The organism is Paenibacillus polymyxa M1 (assembly GCF_000237325.1).
Lineage (GTDB): Bacteria > Bacillota > Bacilli > Paenibacillales > Paenibacillaceae > Paenibacillus > Paenibacillus polymyxa_C.
On record NC_017542.1, the window covers coordinates 115,001 to 131,466 of the forward strand.

13 protein-coding genes, 1 tRNA gene and 2 rRNA genes (1 of these 16 cut by a window edge) are annotated in these 16,466 nt (G+C 46.2%); 14 read left to right on the forward strand and 2 right to left on the reverse strand.

Features of this window, described 5'->3' with window-relative positions:
* The 12 genes from PPM_RS00430 to PPM_RS00480 all read left to right on the forward strand — a co-directional run.
* A 23S ribosomal RNA gene (locus PPM_RS00430) occupies positions 1-2,816 on the forward strand; it begins 111 nt to the left of the window's first position.
* A 77-nt stretch (positions 2,817-2,893) separates the two neighbouring features.
* Positions 2,894-3,010 (forward strand): 5S ribosomal RNA (gene rrf / locus PPM_RS00435).
* 343 nt (positions 3,011-3,353) lie between these two features.
* Complete coding sequence (gene guaB / locus PPM_RS00440; protein ID WP_013368721.1) at positions 3,354-4,811, forward strand: IMP dehydrogenase; 1,458 nt, start codon at positions 3,354-3,356, stop codon at positions 4,809-4,811.
* A gap of 327 nt (positions 4,812-5,138) precedes the next feature.
* Complete coding sequence (locus PPM_RS00445) at positions 5,139-6,527, forward strand: D-alanyl-D-alanine carboxypeptidase family protein (protein ID WP_014599347.1); 1,389 nt, start codon at positions 5,139-5,141, stop codon at positions 6,525-6,527.
* 131 nt (positions 6,528-6,658) lie between these two features.
* Positions 6,659-7,540, forward strand: coding sequence for a pyridoxal 5'-phosphate synthase lyase subunit PdxS (gene pdxS / locus PPM_RS00450; protein WP_013368723.1), 882 nt, complete (start codon positions 6,659-6,661; stop codon positions 7,538-7,540).
* A 16-nt stretch (positions 7,541-7,556) separates the two neighbouring features.
* Positions 7,557-8,123 (forward strand): pyridoxal 5'-phosphate synthase glutaminase subunit PdxT, encoded by a 567-nt coding sequence (gene pdxT, locus PPM_RS00455; RefSeq protein ID WP_013368724.1) that lies wholly within the window; start codon positions 7,557-7,559, stop codon positions 8,121-8,123.
* A 36-nt stretch (positions 8,124-8,159) separates the two neighbouring features.
* Positions 8,160-9,443: a serine--tRNA ligase gene (gene serS / locus PPM_RS00460; RefSeq protein ID WP_013368725.1), complete on the forward strand. Its 1,284-nt coding sequence runs from the start codon at positions 8,160-8,162 to the stop codon at positions 9,441-9,443.
* Between the two features lie 90 nt (positions 9,444-9,533).
* Positions 9,534-9,622: transfer RNA gene (locus tag PPM_RS00465), tRNA-Ser, on the forward strand.
* 145 nt (positions 9,623-9,767) lie between these two features.
* Complete coding sequence (locus tag PPM_RS00470) at positions 9,768-10,109, forward strand: hypothetical protein (RefSeq protein WP_013368726.1); 342 nt, start codon at positions 9,768-9,770, stop codon at positions 10,107-10,109.
* A gap of 27 nt (positions 10,110-10,136) precedes the next feature.
* Complete coding sequence (locus PPM_RS29530) at positions 10,137-10,307, forward strand: hypothetical protein (RefSeq protein WP_014599348.1); 171 nt, start codon at positions 10,137-10,139, stop codon at positions 10,305-10,307.
* 72 nt (positions 10,308-10,379) lie between these two features.
* Positions 10,380-10,535: a small acid-soluble spore protein P gene (locus PPM_RS00475; RefSeq protein WP_014599349.1), complete on the forward strand. Its 156-nt coding sequence runs from the start codon at positions 10,380-10,382 to the stop codon at positions 10,533-10,535.
* A 195-nt stretch (positions 10,536-10,730) separates the two neighbouring features.
* Complete coding sequence (locus PPM_RS00480; RefSeq protein WP_014599350.1) at positions 10,731-11,807, forward strand: hypothetical protein; 1,077 nt, start codon at positions 10,731-10,733, stop codon at positions 11,805-11,807.
* 124 nt (positions 11,808-11,931) lie between these two features.
* Here PPM_RS00480 and PPM_RS00485 read toward each other — a convergent pair whose 3' ends face one another.
* Together PPM_RS00485 and tadA are read right to left on the reverse strand one after the other, a co-directional pair.
* Positions 11,932-12,489: a GNAT family N-acetyltransferase gene (locus PPM_RS00485; RefSeq protein WP_014599351.1), complete on the reverse strand. Its 558-nt coding sequence runs from the start codon at positions 12,487-12,489 to the stop codon at positions 11,932-11,934.
* A gap of 60 nt (positions 12,490-12,549) precedes the next feature.
* A complete protein-coding gene (gene tadA, locus PPM_RS00490) occupies positions 12,550-13,050 on the reverse strand; it encodes a tRNA adenosine(34) deaminase TadA (protein WP_014599352.1) in 501 nt (166 codons plus the stop codon).
* A gap of 328 nt (positions 13,051-13,378) precedes the next feature.
* Between tadA and PPM_RS00495 the strand changes: the two genes are divergently transcribed.
* Together PPM_RS00495 and rluF are read left to right on the forward strand one after the other, a co-directional pair.
* A complete protein-coding gene (locus tag PPM_RS00495) occupies positions 13,379-15,655 on the forward strand; it encodes a PAS domain S-box protein (RefSeq protein ID WP_014599353.1) in 2,277 nt (758 codons plus the stop codon).
* Between the two features lie 50 nt (positions 15,656-15,705).
* Complete coding sequence (gene rluF / locus PPM_RS00500; RefSeq protein ID WP_014599354.1) at positions 15,706-16,407, forward strand: 23S rRNA pseudouridine(2604) synthase RluF; 702 nt, start codon at positions 15,706-15,708, stop codon at positions 16,405-16,407.
* The last annotated feature ends 59 nt before the right edge of the window (positions 16,408-16,466 follow it).

The following is a 16,466-nucleotide window of genomic DNA, read 5'->3' on the forward strand; positions in this document are numbered from 1 at the left end:
TGTCCGAATGGGGAAACCCGGCTGTCTTCATCGACAGTCACTACTCACTGAATTCATAGGTGAGTGAGAGGCAGACCAGGGGAACTGAAACATCTAAGTACCCTGAGGAAGAGAAAACAATAGTGATTCCGTCAGTAGCGGCGAGCGAACGCGGATTAGCCCAAACCAAGGAGCTTGCTTCTTGGGGTTGTGGGACGTCTCACATGGAGTTACAAAGGAACCGGTTAGATGAAGAGGTCTGGAAAGGCCCGCCAGAGAAGGTAAAAGCCCTGTAGTTCAAAACTTGTTCCCTCCGAGACGGATCCCGAGTAGTGCGGGGCACGTGAAACCCCGTATGAATCCGGCAGGACCATCTGCCAAGGCTAAATACTCCCTGGCGACCGATAGTGAAGCAGTACCGTGAGGGAAAGGTGAAAAGCACCCCGGAAGGGGAGTGAAATAGATCCTGAAACCGTGTGCTTACAAGAAGTCAGAGCCCGATCTATGGGTGATGGCGTGCCTTTTGTAGAATGAACCGGCGAGTTACGTTCCCGTGCAAGGTTAAGGTGAAGAGCTGAAGCCGCAGCGAAAGCGAGTCTGAATAGGGCGAATGAGTACGTGGACGTAGACCCGAAACCGGGTGATCTACCCCTGTCCAGGGTGAAGGTGCGGTAACACGCACTGGAGGCCCGAACCCACGCATGTTGAAAAATGCGGGGATGAGGTGGGGGTAGCGGAGAAATTCCAATCGAACCCGGAGATAGCTGGTTCTCCCCGAAATAGCTTTAGGGCTAGCCTCGGAAAAAAGAATCGTGGAGGTAGAGCACTGATTGGGTGCGGGGCCCGCAAGGGTTACCAAGCTCAGTCAAACTCCGAATGCCATAGATTTAGTTCCGGGAGTCAGACAGTGAGTGCTAAGATCCATTGTCGAAAGGGAAACAGCCCAGACCATCAGCTAAGGTCCCCAAGTGTGTGTTAAGTGGGAAAGGATGTGGAGTTGCACAGACAACCAGGATGTTGGCTTAGAAGCAGCCACCATTGAAAGAGTGCGTAATAGCTCACTGGTCGAGTGACTCTGCGCCGAAAATGTAACGGGGCTAAACACACCACCGAAGCTATGGCTTGATGCTTTGCATCAGGGGTAGGGGAGCGTTGAATGCGGGTTGAAGGTGTACCGGAAGGAGCGCTGGACTGCATTCAAGTGAGAATGCCGGTATGAGTAACGAAAAGATCTGTGAGAATCAGATCCGCCGAAAGCCTAAGGGTTCCTGAGGAAGGTTCGTCCGCTCAGGGTAAGTCGGGACCTAAGGCGAGGCCGATAGGCGTAGTCGAAGGACAACAGGTAGAAATTCCTGTACCACCGTAATCCGTTGTGAGCAATGGGGTGACGCAGTAGGGTAGTGACGCGGACTGATGGATGTCCGTCTAAGCAGTGAGGCTGATGTGTAGGCAAATCCGCACATCGTTAAGGCTGGGCTGTGATGGGGAGCGAAAATTAGAGTAGCGAAGGTCATGATCTCAGACTGCCAAGAAAAGCCTCTAGCCAGGAGAAGGTGCCCGTACCGCAAACCGACACAGGTAGGCGAGAAGAGAATTCTAAGGCGCGCGGAAGAACTCTCGTTAAGGAACTCGGCAAAATGACCCCGTAACTTCGGGAGAAGGGGTGCCTCGGTAGGGTGAATAGCCCGAGGGGGCCGCAGTGAAAAGGCCCAAGCGACTGTTTAGCAAAAACACAGGTCTGTGCGAAGCCGCAAGGCGAAGTATACGGGCTGACGCCTGCCCGGTGCTGGAAGGTTAAGGGGAGTGGTAAGCCTTCGGGCGAAGCTATGAACCGAAGCCCCAGTAAACGGCGGCCGTAACTATAACGGTCCTAAGGTAGCGAAATTCCTTGTCAGGTAAATTCTGACCCGCACGAATGGCGTAACGACTTGGGCGCTGTCTCAACGAGAGATCCGGTGAAATTTTAATACCTGTGAAGATGCAGGTTACCCGCGACAAGACGGAAAGACCCCATGGAGCTTTACTGCAGCTTGATATTGAATTTGGGTACGATCTGTACAGGATAGGTGGGAGCCGTAGAATCTTGAGCGCCAGCTTGAGAGGAGGCATCCTTGGGATACCACCCTGATCGTATCTAGGTTCTAACTTGGTACCGTGATCCGGTACGAGGACAGTGTCAGGTGGGCAGTTTGACTGGGGCGGTCGCCTCCTAAAGAGTAACGGAGGCGCCCCAAGGTTCCCTCAGAATGGTTGGAAATCATTCGAAGAGTGCAAAGGCAGAAGGGAGCTTGACTGCGAGACCTACAAGTCGAGCAGGGACGAAAGTCGGGCTTAGTGATCCGGTGGTACCGCATGGAAGGGCCATCGCTCAACGGATAAAAGCTACCCTGGGGATAACAGGCTTATCTCCCCCAAGAGTCCACATCGACGGGGAGGTTTGGCACCTCGATGTCGGCTCATCGCATCCTGGGGCTGAAGTAGGTCCCAAGGGTTGGGCTGTTCGCCCATTAAAGCGGTACGCGAGCTGGGTTCAGAACGTCGTGAGACAGTTCGGTCCCTATCTGTCGTGGGCGTAGGAAATTTGAGAGGAGCTGTCCTTAGTACGAGAGGACCGGGATGGACGTACCGCTGGTGTACCAGTTGTTCCGCCAGGAGCACCGCTGGGTAGCTATGTACGGAAGGGATAAGCGCTGAAAGCATCTAAGCGTGAAGCCCCCCTCAAGATGAGATTTCCCAGTATGTAAGACCCCTTGAAGACGACGAGGTAGATAGGTTGGGGGTGGAAGTGCAGTAATGCATGGAGCTGACCAATACTAATCGGTCGAGGGCTTATCCTAAGATAAGACGCAAGGAAGTTTCGGATCCAGTTTTCAGGGTGTAACCTTGAAGTTAGAATTTGCGAGGCAAATTCATGTTTGGTGGCGATAGCGGAGGGGTTCCACACGTACCCATCCCGAACACGACCGTTAAGCCCTCCAGCGCCGATGGTACTTGGACCGCAGGGTCCTGGGAGAGTAGGACGTTGCCAAGCAACAAGTAAAAAGGACCATGATCTTATTGAGATCATGGTCCTTTTTTGCATGTAGTTGAAATTACTTATATTCTTACTTCTCTGTTGCTTACTCAAAGTAAAATATACTTTTGTAAGTAGGTAGTTATCCTTAAAACCGTTTGTTTATAATGGTTGTCCTTCGTAGGAGTACAGTTGTTTGTACAGGGGAATACTACGGGTTAGGGCTGTTGATGAAGGCTTGACACCCCTATACCGCTTTGCTAAGATTGCAATAATATATTTTCAGAGAGCCTTGATTTGTCCATGTCGGACAGACAACAAGACCAATACAGACTAAACATTTTGAAGGAGGATCATCTTGGTGTGGGAAGATAAATTCGGTAAGGAAGGCCTTACCTTTGACGATGTTTTGTTAGTACCTCGTAAGTCGGTGGTACTGCCCAAAGAAGTAAGCGTAGCGACTCGTTTGAGTGATAACGTGAAGCTGAACATTCCTTTGATGAGTGCTGGTATGGATACTGTTACTGAGGCAGTGTTGGCAATTGCGATGGCTCGTGAGGGCGGTATCGGTGTAATTCATAAAAATATGTCGATTGAGCAGCAAGCGGTAGAGGTAGATCGGGTTAAACGCTCAGAGAGCGGTGTTATCACCAACCCATTCTCATTGACTCCGGATCACTTGGTGTCCGATGCTGAGGCTGTTATGGGTAAATACCGTATTTCAGGTGTGCCTGTTGTAAACGAAGAGAACAAACTGGTGGGTATTATTACTAACCGTGATCTTCGCTTTATTCACAATTTTGATCTTAAAATTAGTGAAGTCATGACAAAGGAAGAATTGGTAACTGCACCAGTAGGCACGACTTTACAGGAAGCGGAAGTCATTTTGCAAAAGCATAAAATTGAAAAGCTTCCTCTGGTCGATGAAGGGAACTACCTCAAAGGTCTGATCACCATCAAAGATATTGAGAAAGCTATTCAGTTTCCGAACGCAGCGAAGGATGCACAAGGGCGTCTTCTGGTCGGTGCGGCTGTCGGCATTTCCAAGGATACGTTTGAACGGACTGAAGCACTTGTAAAAGCTGGTGTGGATTTGATTGTTGTGGATTCCGCTCATGGTCATCATATTAACATTATTGAAGCAGTCCGCGAGTTGCGTAAAACTTATCCTGATCTGACGATTGTAGCAGGTAATGTAGCTACGGGTGACGGAACGCGTGAATTGATTGAAGCAGGAGCATCGGTCGTTAAGGTTGGTATTGGCCCAGGCTCTATCTGTACAACACGCGTAATTGCAGGGATTGGTGTTCCGCAAATAACAGCTATTTATGATTGTGCAACAGTAGCACGTGAATATAATATTCCGATTATTGCAGATGGAGGTATTAAATACTCCGGTGAAATTACAAAGGCCATTGCGGCAGGGGCTTCTGCAGTAATGCTGGGAAGTCTTTTTGCAGGTACGGAAGAGAGCCCAGGCGAATCGGAAATTTATCAAGGACGTCGCTTCAAAGTATATCGTGGTATGGGCTCTATGGCTGCGATGAAGCAAGGTAGTAAAGATCGTTATTTCCAAGATGACGACAAGAAATTGGTACCGGAAGGCATTGAGGGACGCGTTGCTTATAAAGGACCACTTTCCGACACTGTTCACCAGCTTTTGGGCGGTCTTCGCTCCGGTATGGGGTATTGTGGTACTGCTAATATTGAAGAGCTTCGTAACGATACAAGCTTTATCCGTATTACAGGTGCAGGTCTGCGCGAAAGCCATCCGCATGATGTGCAGATTACGAAAGAAGCGCCAAACTACTCTCTATAAAATTCAGCTGTATTTGACTTGACGACAGGCAGAGCGCATTTCGCTCTGCCTGTCTTTTTTTAGAGATACCCCTGTGATAGAATAGACAAGTGTCCGCCTTCTCATGAGGTTATTGATGAATTAGGACACATAGGTATTTTGGATGATTCCTACCAGTTAAGAAGATTCGAGCAGTAGAATGCTTATGACAAGCTATATCTTAGGAAACGAAATGACATTAAATTGTATAACACTAAAACATTAATTCTTTGGCCAAGTAAAGGCTGTAACCACCGTCTCGTTATACATAGCGGATCGGGTTGAGGTACGAGAGGAGTTTGTATTCATTTGAAAGCGAACAATTTTAAAAAGAATAATAAACGCAGCATGATTAAAAAGAGTGTGACTGCAGTCATGGTGCTTAATATGATGTATATGTCGGCCTTGCCAGTTGTAGGCAATTTCGATTCAAGCGTGGCTACTTTTGCTGCTGGAGCGGCAACAGAGGCAACGAATATCACGGGAACAGGTTCCATTAACCCCCCTAGTCTGGCACTTCGTTCGGCCATTTTGATTGAGCCTTCCACTGGGCAGGTTTTGCTCTCTATGAATCCAGATGAGCCGCTTCCGCCAGCCAGTATGACCAAAATGATGACAGAGTACCTCGTAGCGGAGCAGGTTAAGCAAGGAAAACTTAAGTGGACGGATAAGGTTACGGTTAACGAGAATGCTTCTAAGAGTATCGGATCACGTATTTTTTTGGCTCAAGGGGATCAACATACGGTAGAAGAGCTTTATATTGCCATGGCAGTAGGTTCTGCCAATGATGCCACAGTAGCTCTTGCTGAACGCGTATCTGGAACCGAGCAGGATTTTGTAAAACTAATGAATGAAACAGCTCAGAGAATGGGTATGAAAAATACGTATTTTATCAACTCGACTGGCTTGGACCGTAAGGATATGCCTACAGGATTTCAACCGGACACTGACCGGGAAACTGTGATGACTGCGAGAGACGCAGCTACTCTGGCAGGTTACATCATTAAGGACCATCCGGATTATACACGGTTTACCACAATTCAATCGTACAAATTCCGTCCAACCGACAAAGCACCGATTATTAACTATAACTGGATGCTAGAAGCAAACAAAAATATTACTAACTTTAGAAAATTTGCTTATCCTGGCTTGGACGGTATGAAAACGGGCCATACGAGCAATGCTGGAAACTGTTTTACAGGTACGGCTGAGCGTAATGGAATGCGTCTCATTAGTGTAGTTATGGGAGCAGATTCAGAGCCTCATCGTTTTACAGAGACGGCTAAAGTACTGAACTATGGCTTTGATAACTTTGAAGTGAAGCAGGTTGTTGCTCCAAAGACGGTGGTTAAGGGCGTTGAGAATGTGCCTGTAACCAAAGGTACGGAAACAGAAGTGCCGATTGTCACAAAAGATGCAGTAAGTTTTATCGTACCTAAGGGTGCAAGCAATCCTAAGGTAACCTTTACAACGAACATAACACCAGCAAGCTCTCTCGTGGCACCTTTGAAACAAGGGGCTAAAGTCGGTACGATTACGTACACATACAAAACGGATGGCGTGGATAAAGGCCAGACGAAAACTGTTGATTTGGTTACAACTACGGCAGTAGAAGAGGGCGGTTGGTTCCGAATGCTTTTCCGGGCAATTGGTGATTTCTTCGGCGATTTGTTCCAGGGAATTAAGAATCTCTTCTAAAGATGAAATGCTAATCGACCTAACGTGTCCTGCATTACTTATTTTGTAACTTGAAATGATTGTGTATTTGGTGTTCGTACGGTAAAATCTTAAGTTAGAATCTAAACGTAACCCTTACAGGAGGCAACGACATGGAAACGGGAACTTCGCGTGTAAAAAGAGGTATGGCAGAGATGCAAAAAGGTGGCGTAATCATGGATGTCATGAACGCTGAACAGGCTAAAATTGCAGAGGCAGCAGGCGCTACAGCCGTAATGGCTCTTGAACGAGTGCCTTCGGATATCCGTGCAGCTGGTGGGGTTGCTCGTATGGCTGACCCTACGATTGTGGAAGAGGTTATGAAGGTTGTTTCTATTCCTGTTATGGCTAAGGCTCGTATTGGTCACTTTGTTGAGGCAAAGGTACTCGAATCTCTCGGTGTTGACTATCTCGATGAGAGTGAAGTATTGACACCTGCAGATGAGGTGTTCCATATCGATAAGCGGGAGTTCACTGTTCCATTTGTTTGTGGAGCCAAGGATCTAGGGGAAGCATTGCGTCGTATCGGTGAAGGCGCATCTATGATCCGTACAAAGGGTGAGCCGGGAACTGGAAATATTGTTGAGGCTGTTCGTCACATGCGGTTTATTAATGGTCAAATTCGCAAGGTGCAAAACCTGTCGAAGGACGAGCTGTATGCAGAAGCGAAAAACCTCGGAGTTGCTTATGAACTGCTGTTGGAAGTGCATGAGCTTGGTAAGCTACCAGTGGTCAACTTTGCAGCAGGCGGTGTAGCAACACCTGCGGATGCTGCGTTGATGATGCATTTAGGCGCTGATGGTGTCTTTGTAGGCTCTGGTATCTTCAAGTCGGACAGCCCTGAGAAATTTGCACGGGCAATTGTGGAAGCGACCACTCATTACACAGATTACAAGCTGATTGCAGAAGTGTCCAAGAATTTGGGAACACCTATGAAAGGCATTGAAATTTCCAAACTGGCATCGCATGAGCGCATGCAGGATCGTGGTTGGTAAGAAAGAAGGGGCCGGCATGAAAATAGGAGTATTGTCACTGCAAGGCGCTGTGGCTGAGCATATACGAAGCGTTGAACGTGCAGGTGCTGAAGGTATAGCAGTGAAGAAGATCGAACAGCTCGATGAGCTGTCCGGTCTTATCATTCCCGGTGGTGAGAGCACAACTATCGGCAAGCTAATGCGCAAGTATGATTTTATAGAGGCTATACGTCAATTTTCCAATCAAGGCAAGCCTGTATTTGGCACTTGCGCGGGATTGATTGTATTGGCCAAAACGATTCAAGGACAGGAAGAAGCACATTTGGGACTAATGGATATTACAGTATCGCGTAATGCTTTTGGTCGCCAACGGGAAAGCTTTGAAACAGACTTGAACATTAAAGGGATTGAGGAGCCGGTTCGTGCGGTGTTTATACGCGCGCCTTTAATACAATCTGTCGGAATGGGAGTAGATGTGCTGTCTGAGTATAACGGCGAGATTGTGGCAGCCCGTCAGGGTCATTTGCTGGCTTCATCCTTCCATCCGGAATTAACAGACGATTTCCGGTTACATCAGTATTTTGTGGATATGGTCCGCGGATAGCGGAAAGTCAGGTTTGTAGTGTAGGAGGGATCACCTGTGTTAGATATAAAGATTTTGCGTAATGAGCTTGGTCGGGTTGAGAAAGCTTTACAGAACAGAGGTAAATCTCTGGATCTGATTAATGGTTTTACAGATCTGGATGTAAGCCGTCGTGAGTTGCTTCAGGAAAGTGAAGGACTCAAAAATCGTCGGAATGTCGTATCTGGTGAAGTAGCCAAGTTGAAGAAGAATAAGGAAAATGCGGATGATCTTATTGCTGAAATGCGCCAGGTCTCCGATCGTATTAAAGAATTGGATGAGCAAGTGCGTGAACTGGAAGTTCAGATCGACGAACTGGTGATGTCGATTCCTAATATCCCCAATGAGACTGTGCCTGTAGGTGCTTCTGAAGAGGACAATGTGGAAATTCGTCGCTGGTCAGAGCCGCGCGAGTTTTCTTTTACACCCAAAGCACATTGGGAGTTGGCTCAGGATCTAGATATTCTTGATTTTGAGGCTGCAGCTAAGGTGACAGGTTCTCGCTTTACGTTCTATAAGGGACTGGGAGCGCGTTTGGAACGTGCGCTAATTAACTTTATGATGGATCTGCACAGCAGTGAGCATGGTTATGAAGAAATGCTACCTCCATACATTGTAAATCGGGACAGTCTGTACGGAACGGGTCAGCTTCCAAAGTTTGAAGAAGATTTGTTTAAATTGCGTGATACTGAGTATTATCTCATTCCTACGGCCGAAGTTCCGGTAACGAACTACCACCGTGAAGAGATTATGAATGCAGATCAGCTTCCTAAATATTATGTGGCATACAGCTCTTGCTTTCGCTCAGAGGCAGGATCTGCAGGACGTGATACACGTGGCTTGATTCGTCAGCATCAGTTCAATAAGGTGGAAATGCTTAAGCTGGTTCATCCGGATACCTCTTATGAAGAATTAGAGAAAATGACGAATAACGCTGAGCGTGTTTTGCAGCTGCTCGGACTTCCATATCGGGTGCTGGCACTTTGCACAGGGGATATGGGGTTTACGTCTGCCAAAACGTACGATCTGGAAGTATGGTTGCCTGAGAGCGGCATGTACCGTGAGATTTCTTCCTGTTCCAACACAGAAGACTTCCAAGCACGTCGTGCAAACATCCGGTTTCGTCCAGATGCGAAGGCAAAGCCTGAATTTGTACATACGCTGAACGGTTCAGGATTGGCTGTAGGGCGGACTGTAGCTGCTATTTTGGAGAACTATCAGCAAGAGGACGGAAGCATTGTGATTCCCGAAGTGCTGCGTTCATATATGCGAGGCATTGAGGTTATAACTCCTAAACAGTAAGCCTTGCATTCTTAAAAATTCTGTGGTAAAATAATTTTGTTGCGCCTGAGTTGTTTGATAGAGGGAAGCAGCTTTATCCATTTACCACCTGGAGAGGTACCGAAGCGGTCATAACGGGGCGGTCTTGAAAACCGTTAGAGTGCAAGCTCACATGGGTTCGAATCCCATCCTCTCCGCCATATTCTAAATAAAACCAAGCCATTCAAATACGATAGCTGGTACATTAGGTTCTATATGCTAATGATCAGGAATCGTGAAGAATGGCTTTTTTGTTGTATAAAAAGCCTGTTTTTTTCACACGTTATCAGATGTGGAGGTGCTGGCATGAATCGAGAAATGACAGTAGATCAGCAAAAGCTGGTAGAGGCCTGGCAGGAACAACTGCCGATTCTTTTGAATTCAGGGGATAAAACACAGGTACAGGCAGATGAAGCCGATAACCGGGCTATACGAATCCATATCGAGGTAGAAGGCCGACAAATGTACTCCTTTGATTTTGCGTGTACGTATGTAGATTCCCGGGAAGTACAAGTTAGCTTAGTCGATGTAGAGCGCGACGGGCGGTCTGTGGATGAACGAACAGATATCATTCAACAGCTGGTGTCCGATTATACTCGGCACATTCACCAATGTGCCCAAACATTACAGTCATTAACGCACTCGTAGTCATGAAGGAATGAGGAGGAAGGCGACATGACAAAGGCCAAAAATGGAATGGATAAAAACCTGTCCAACATTGTCGATGATTTGGAGCAACGTCCAGTAAATAGTCATCAGGCACAGCAAGTGCAGCAGGATCGTAATGATCGTCGTCATCAGGATTCACTGAATCACGATAAAACGGAAGATCTGACCCATCTATAGTCCTATTTTAAATGGTAATAAACGGATTTGTTGATGTACCAATAATTTAGACTTAGAATGGAGGATGCGTAAATGGGCAAGCCTAGAGCTGTTCCTGTTCCCGAGGCCCAGGATTCTGGCGGAAGTAATGAAAAGCGTGAGCGTAGTCATCAACAAGAGCCCCTATCCGGTTCCAAGAAGGTGAAACAGCGGAATCACGTCGATCACCACAACAGACAAGGTTCATAAGCAGTCAGACTTTACTCCTAAAAATATTACAAAGTATAGTACACCCTGGTTAAAGAGCCAGGGTGTCTTTGTGCTTATTGTAAGAAAATTTTCCAATAAGTGTTTCGCCGTTTGTGAATATGAGTTAAAATAGAAGGTGTGTATTTTTTTATAGCATAAAAAAAGGGGTTAATTTGAGAGGAGAGAATCTACACAATGAGTAAAAAATTATCCGTCTTGGTCCTCACTATGGTGTTGCTTATGACGGTAGCGCTGGTAGGTTGTAGCAAGAAGTTAGAACCGAAGGAAGCTGTTACGACCGGTACAGCAAATGCTATGAAGCTGAATTCCTATGAATCCAAAAGTCAATTTACCGTTAAGGAACTGACAATTACCTCTGCCTCTGTTCCAGCTGAGCAAAGTGCAATGGTAACTAGCATGCTGAAAAATGCTGATATTACAATGGATGGTGTATACCAAAAAGAGCCTTTCCAATCTGAAATGACGCTGGGCATTCATTTGAAAGGTGATCTTTCTACCAGCTTTACGATTCCAATGGTAATGACTAAAGATAAATTGTACGTTAAAATTCCTAATATTCCATTTTACCCGCTTCCACAGGATGTTGTAGGTAAATTCCTACTCATTGATCCACAAGAACTGGCTAAACAATCAGGACAAGAGTTTAACCCTGCAACTATGGATCAGGAAAAATCGCAGAAATTTGCGAACGAAGTGATTGCTGCGATTATGAATGAGTATGATCAAGCTACGTATTTCTTTGATATTGATCCTAAAGATGCTAAATTGCCGCAAGGCGTTGAAGCTAAACAAGTGGTTCAATTTAAAATCACGAACGACAATGTGAAGCAAGCGACTAATACATTTATTACTAAGGCGCTTCCTAAGGTCCTAGATATTATGTCTAAAGACGAATATGCTAGCATGCTTCAAGTGAAGAAGGAAGAACTGGCTGAAGCGAAGAAAGAACTGCAATCCAACACCAGCGAAGTCAGCAAAAAGCTGGATGAGTTGAAGAACTATTTGACAGTGAAACAGTTTGACATTAACACTGCTCTGAACAAGGATAACGTTCCTGTGTATCAAGATCTGAATGCGAACGTGGAAGTGAATGATCCTTCTACGAAAGACAATGTGAAATTGTCTGTAACAGGCTACTCGCAATACAGCAAAATCAATGAAAAAGCAGCATTTAAAGTGGGTATTCCAACAGCTGATCAAGTCCTGACTATTGAACAGCTACAACAAAAAATGCAAACTGTATCTCCTTAATTAGGAGGTAACATGATTACAAACATCATTCCTTCGAATGTGATGTAAGAAAACCGCTCGGCGTAGGCCGGGCGGTTTTTTTTGTTTATGAATAAGTTATCCTCCGTGCGGTTATTGAGATTCGTCACACGTGATCCTCAGCTAGAATTCCGAACATCTGATGATCCTGCCATTCGCCCTGAATCTGTACCAGCTTGCGAGCAATACCTTCTGGCTGAAAGCCACACTTCTGTAATACGCGTTGTGAGCGATCATTATGGAGAAGGGTGCCTGCTTGGAGGCGATGTAGAGATAAGGCACGGAAGGCATACTGTATGATCAATTTTAAGGCAGCCGTCATATGCCCTTTTCCCTGCTCATGTTGATCCATCATATAGCCGACATCGGCGAATTGTCCAACTCCACGCACCAGATTGGAAATAGAGATATAACCTATCAGCCGTTCTTGTTTTAGGAGAAAGATACCAAACAAGTATCCTCGATCTTCTTCCGCTTGGCGCAATCTCTCACGGATGTAATCCTGCTGTTTCTCTAAAGTGAAAAATGAATCCTCATACAGCGGTTCATAGGGCGCATGAGAGTCCCTATTTCGAAGCCTAAGGGCGAGAAGAGCTTCTCCATCCTCCAAGCTTAGGGGACATAAAAAGATACCTTGAGGCGTATTATACAAGCTCATAGGCATGGGATGATCTCCTTTCATGAGGAATTAGCAGTGAGATGAAGAACTTTAGACTTTTCCTCCTCAGGATGGAGATGAAGGAGGAGACAATTTGGCAGCCGCTCTTTTTTGCCGGAGCTGCCGAAAAAAGTTTGTTAGCATGGAGGCACATTCCTCCTGAAGTACACCACTGGTTACTTCTGTACAATGATTGAACCGAGGCTCCTGCAATAAATTCATTAGCGTGCCTGCGCAGCCCGCCTTGGGATCTGTGGTGCCGTATATGAGATGGGGGACTCGTGATTGCACAATGGCTCCAGCGCACATCGGACACGGCTCCAAAGTGACATACAGCCTGCAATCCAGCAGGCGCCAAGCTCCCAAATGCTCACTGGCCTGCCGGATGGCAACCATCTCTGCGTGTGCAGTTGGGTCGGTGTCGGTCTCGCGCAAATTGTAGCCGCGACCGATGATTTCATTATCTTTTACAATGACAGCTCCGATGGGGACTTCACCCAACGCTTCTGCCTTGTACGCTTCCTGAATGGCTTCTCTCATCCAATAGGCGTGATCCATAATGGTCACTGGGAAAATGCTCCTTTCAAACGCGGAATTATCCAACGAACAAGTATTCCGTTGTTAACATGATGTGAATAAAATTGTGGATAACACCATACTTGTCCACAGGTTTATCCACAGTTTATAATAACATCTGTGTATTTGTGGACTATATGTGGATGATTATCTTAATACATTGTAGGTAAATGCTCGCCTATTGACAACATTGTTCACAGGATGTGTATTTATGTATATCCGGTAAATGTAAATGCTGGTATCCCAGGCACTATTACGGTATCATTGAGTTAGCAATTGCCAGTAATCGCCAGCATACGGCAAGAGGTGAGAAATCAGTGTGTCGATAAAAATCAGAATAACGATCATTTTGTCGGGGTCGGTCCTGTTTATCCTATTGTTAAACATCGCACTCAATTACTACACGACCCACGAAAATCTAAGAAGTGACAGTGAAACCAAAATGGTTCTGACGGCTAAAATCATCGGAGGAGCTATTGAACAAACCCGACATAGTTGGGAGGCTGTTGACAAGCAGCTCGGATATAATCTGTGGCTCTCTGCTACGTTGGCTGCCAATCAGCTTGATCCCGACATCCGAAATATCCAGCAGGAACAGCTACAACAGATAGCTACACTCCACAGGGATATTAATATCTCTTTGATGATCCGAGATGGACAGGGGTATAAGGTTGTCAAATCTTCGAATCCTAAAGAGCTAACGTCATCCGATCCATTAATGGGGTATTGGAAAAATGCAGTTGACCAATTATATGAGCATGGACAGGTGGCCATGGCGCATGGTCAGAATCTGGATCATTTTTGGACCAGTTCTTTTGATTACACAGATTCAGCCTCCTCACATATTAATAAATGGGGATTTTATTATGACCAAAAACGCAATTACTTAATTCGAGTATCCTTCCAGGATACTTCAGTCCAGGATTTTATACCTATCTTGAGTCCAGCTGAGATTGTGAAGCAGACTCAGCAAGTGGATTATCGCATTTTGGAGATAACAGGAATCAACCCTGCAACCTTTGGTGGCGCTACGATGGACAAGAACGGTAACGACCGAAAACACTATTACATGTACAACGAACCGATTCAATTCGGCACGTATCAACTAGCGAGAGTGCCTGAGGATCGTTTGGCCGTGTCAAGGGCGATCCTTTCGGGAGAGAGTATCGTACAAGATTGCTATATTAAAGGCGAACGAGTGCTTGTCAGTTACATACCTTTTTATCCGACAAACCGTGATGCCTATGTCATTCGTATTGTCATGAATTATGATACAATCGCTTCTGTTATATCTAAGCAATTGATTAGTTTAGTTGCTATTTCCATTGTTCTATTGGAGGTTGTGATCATTGGAAGCTATGTGCTCGCCAGCCTATTTGTCCGTCCGATTCAGTCGATTTTGGGAAAAGTGAACGAGATGGCTGACGGCCATTTTGATACACGGCTAGAAATTAAGGGCGGCCATGAGCTTGCACGGCTGGGTGAGCGCATCAATGCGATGGCCTACAATCTGGGGATGTATACGAGAAGACTTGAACAGATGTATGAAGAAAACCGTTCTGTAAAGGAGCATCTAGAATCGGTTATTAATCAGACGGCAGATGCGATTCATGTAACCGATCAGGAGGATCGTGTTATTCGGGTTAACCATGCCTTCGAAGCTTTGTACGGATGGACTAAGAAGGAATTGGTTGGCCGTAAGCTGGAGTTTGTACCTCCGCAGCAACAAGAGGAGTATGAATTTCAGAAGGAGAGCCTGCTTCAGGGAGAAAGCATCGTATCAAGTGAGACCCTACGAATGCGTAAGGATGGAAGTACAGTAGAGATTAGTATGAGTACGTCCCCTATTCTGGATGAACAAGGCGAAATCTTAGGCTTTATCTGTGTTTCGCGTGATATTACGGGGCGCAACCGGATGGAAGAACTGCTGCGTAGATCAGAGAAGCTGACAACCGTAGGGCAACTGGCGGCAGGCGTAGCGCATGAGATTCGTAACCCATTAACCACGCTACGTGGCTTCCTACAACTACAGCAGCAAAATCAAGTGTTGAATATGAAACACAACGATATTATGATGTCTGAGCTGGATCGCATCAATTTGATCGTTAGCGAGTTTTTAATACTGGCGAAGCCACAGGCAGTGCATTTTCAGAAAAAAGATGTTCGTTATATTGTGAGTGATGTTATTTCTTTACTGGATAGCCAGGCGCATCTGTTGGGTATTGTATTCAACCTTCAGGTCACGGACGAGCCTGCCTTGGTATATGCTGAAGAAAATCAGTTAAAACAGGTATTCATTAATTTACTTAAAAATAGCATGGAGGCTATGAGTAAAGGTGGCATCATCACAATTCATTTGTTCTTAGAGGGAGAAAGCGTTAAAATCTTCATACGGGACCAGGGAACGGGTATTCCCGCAGAAATGCTATCCAAGCTGGGAGAACCTTTTGTCACAAACAAAGAAACAGGTACAGGACTAGGGCTTATGGTCAGCCAGCGTATTATACAGAGCCATAAAGGCACACTGGATATTGAAAGCACAGAGGGAGAGGGAACAACCGCCCTCGTGCAGCTTCCGATCGCCAAGCCTGAGTAATGAGCTGGGGGCAGAAGGAAGTGTGTTCGTAGAAATGGAGGGTACACAGGTTGCGCATTAACAAATTTATCAGCGAAACTGGCTTTTGCTCGCGCCGGGAGGCGGACAAGCTGGTAGAGAGCGGCCGCGTGACGATTAACGGCGAAGTGGCCGTGCTGGGCAGTCAAGCGGAGGAAGGCGATGACGTCCGTGTGAACGGCAAGCCACTGCGCGATAAGTCCGATCACGTCTATATTGCATTGAACAAGCCAGTGGGCATTACAAGCACGACAGAGAGCCACATTAGAGGCAATATTGTCGATTTTGTGGGGCACCCGCAGCGGATATTTCCAATTGGACGCCTGGATAAGGATTCGGAAGGTCTCATTTTATTAACCAATGATGGGGACATTGTGAATAAGATCTTACGGGCAGAAGGCAAACATGAGAAAGAATATATCGTAACAGTGGATCGTCCGGTCACACCATCCTTTGTGCAGGGGATGTCCAGCGGTGTAAAGATACTCGGTCATCGAACGCTGCCCTGTGAAGTAACACGTGTATCTGAGTATGTATTCCGTATTATCCTGACAGAAGGGAAAAATCGTCAGATTCGACGTATGTGTGCTGCCTTCGGTTATGAAGTTAAGAAACTGCAGCGCCTGCGAATCATGAATATTCGTTTGGGATCCCTTCAGAAAGGCGCCTGGCGTGATTTAACAGAGGCTGAAAAGCTGGAACTGGGCCAGATGCTTGATTATACACTTAGCTAATGCCAGAGGCCTTCTTATAGCCTACAGCGCTTGTCCCTCGTATATGACAGGGCTAGAGA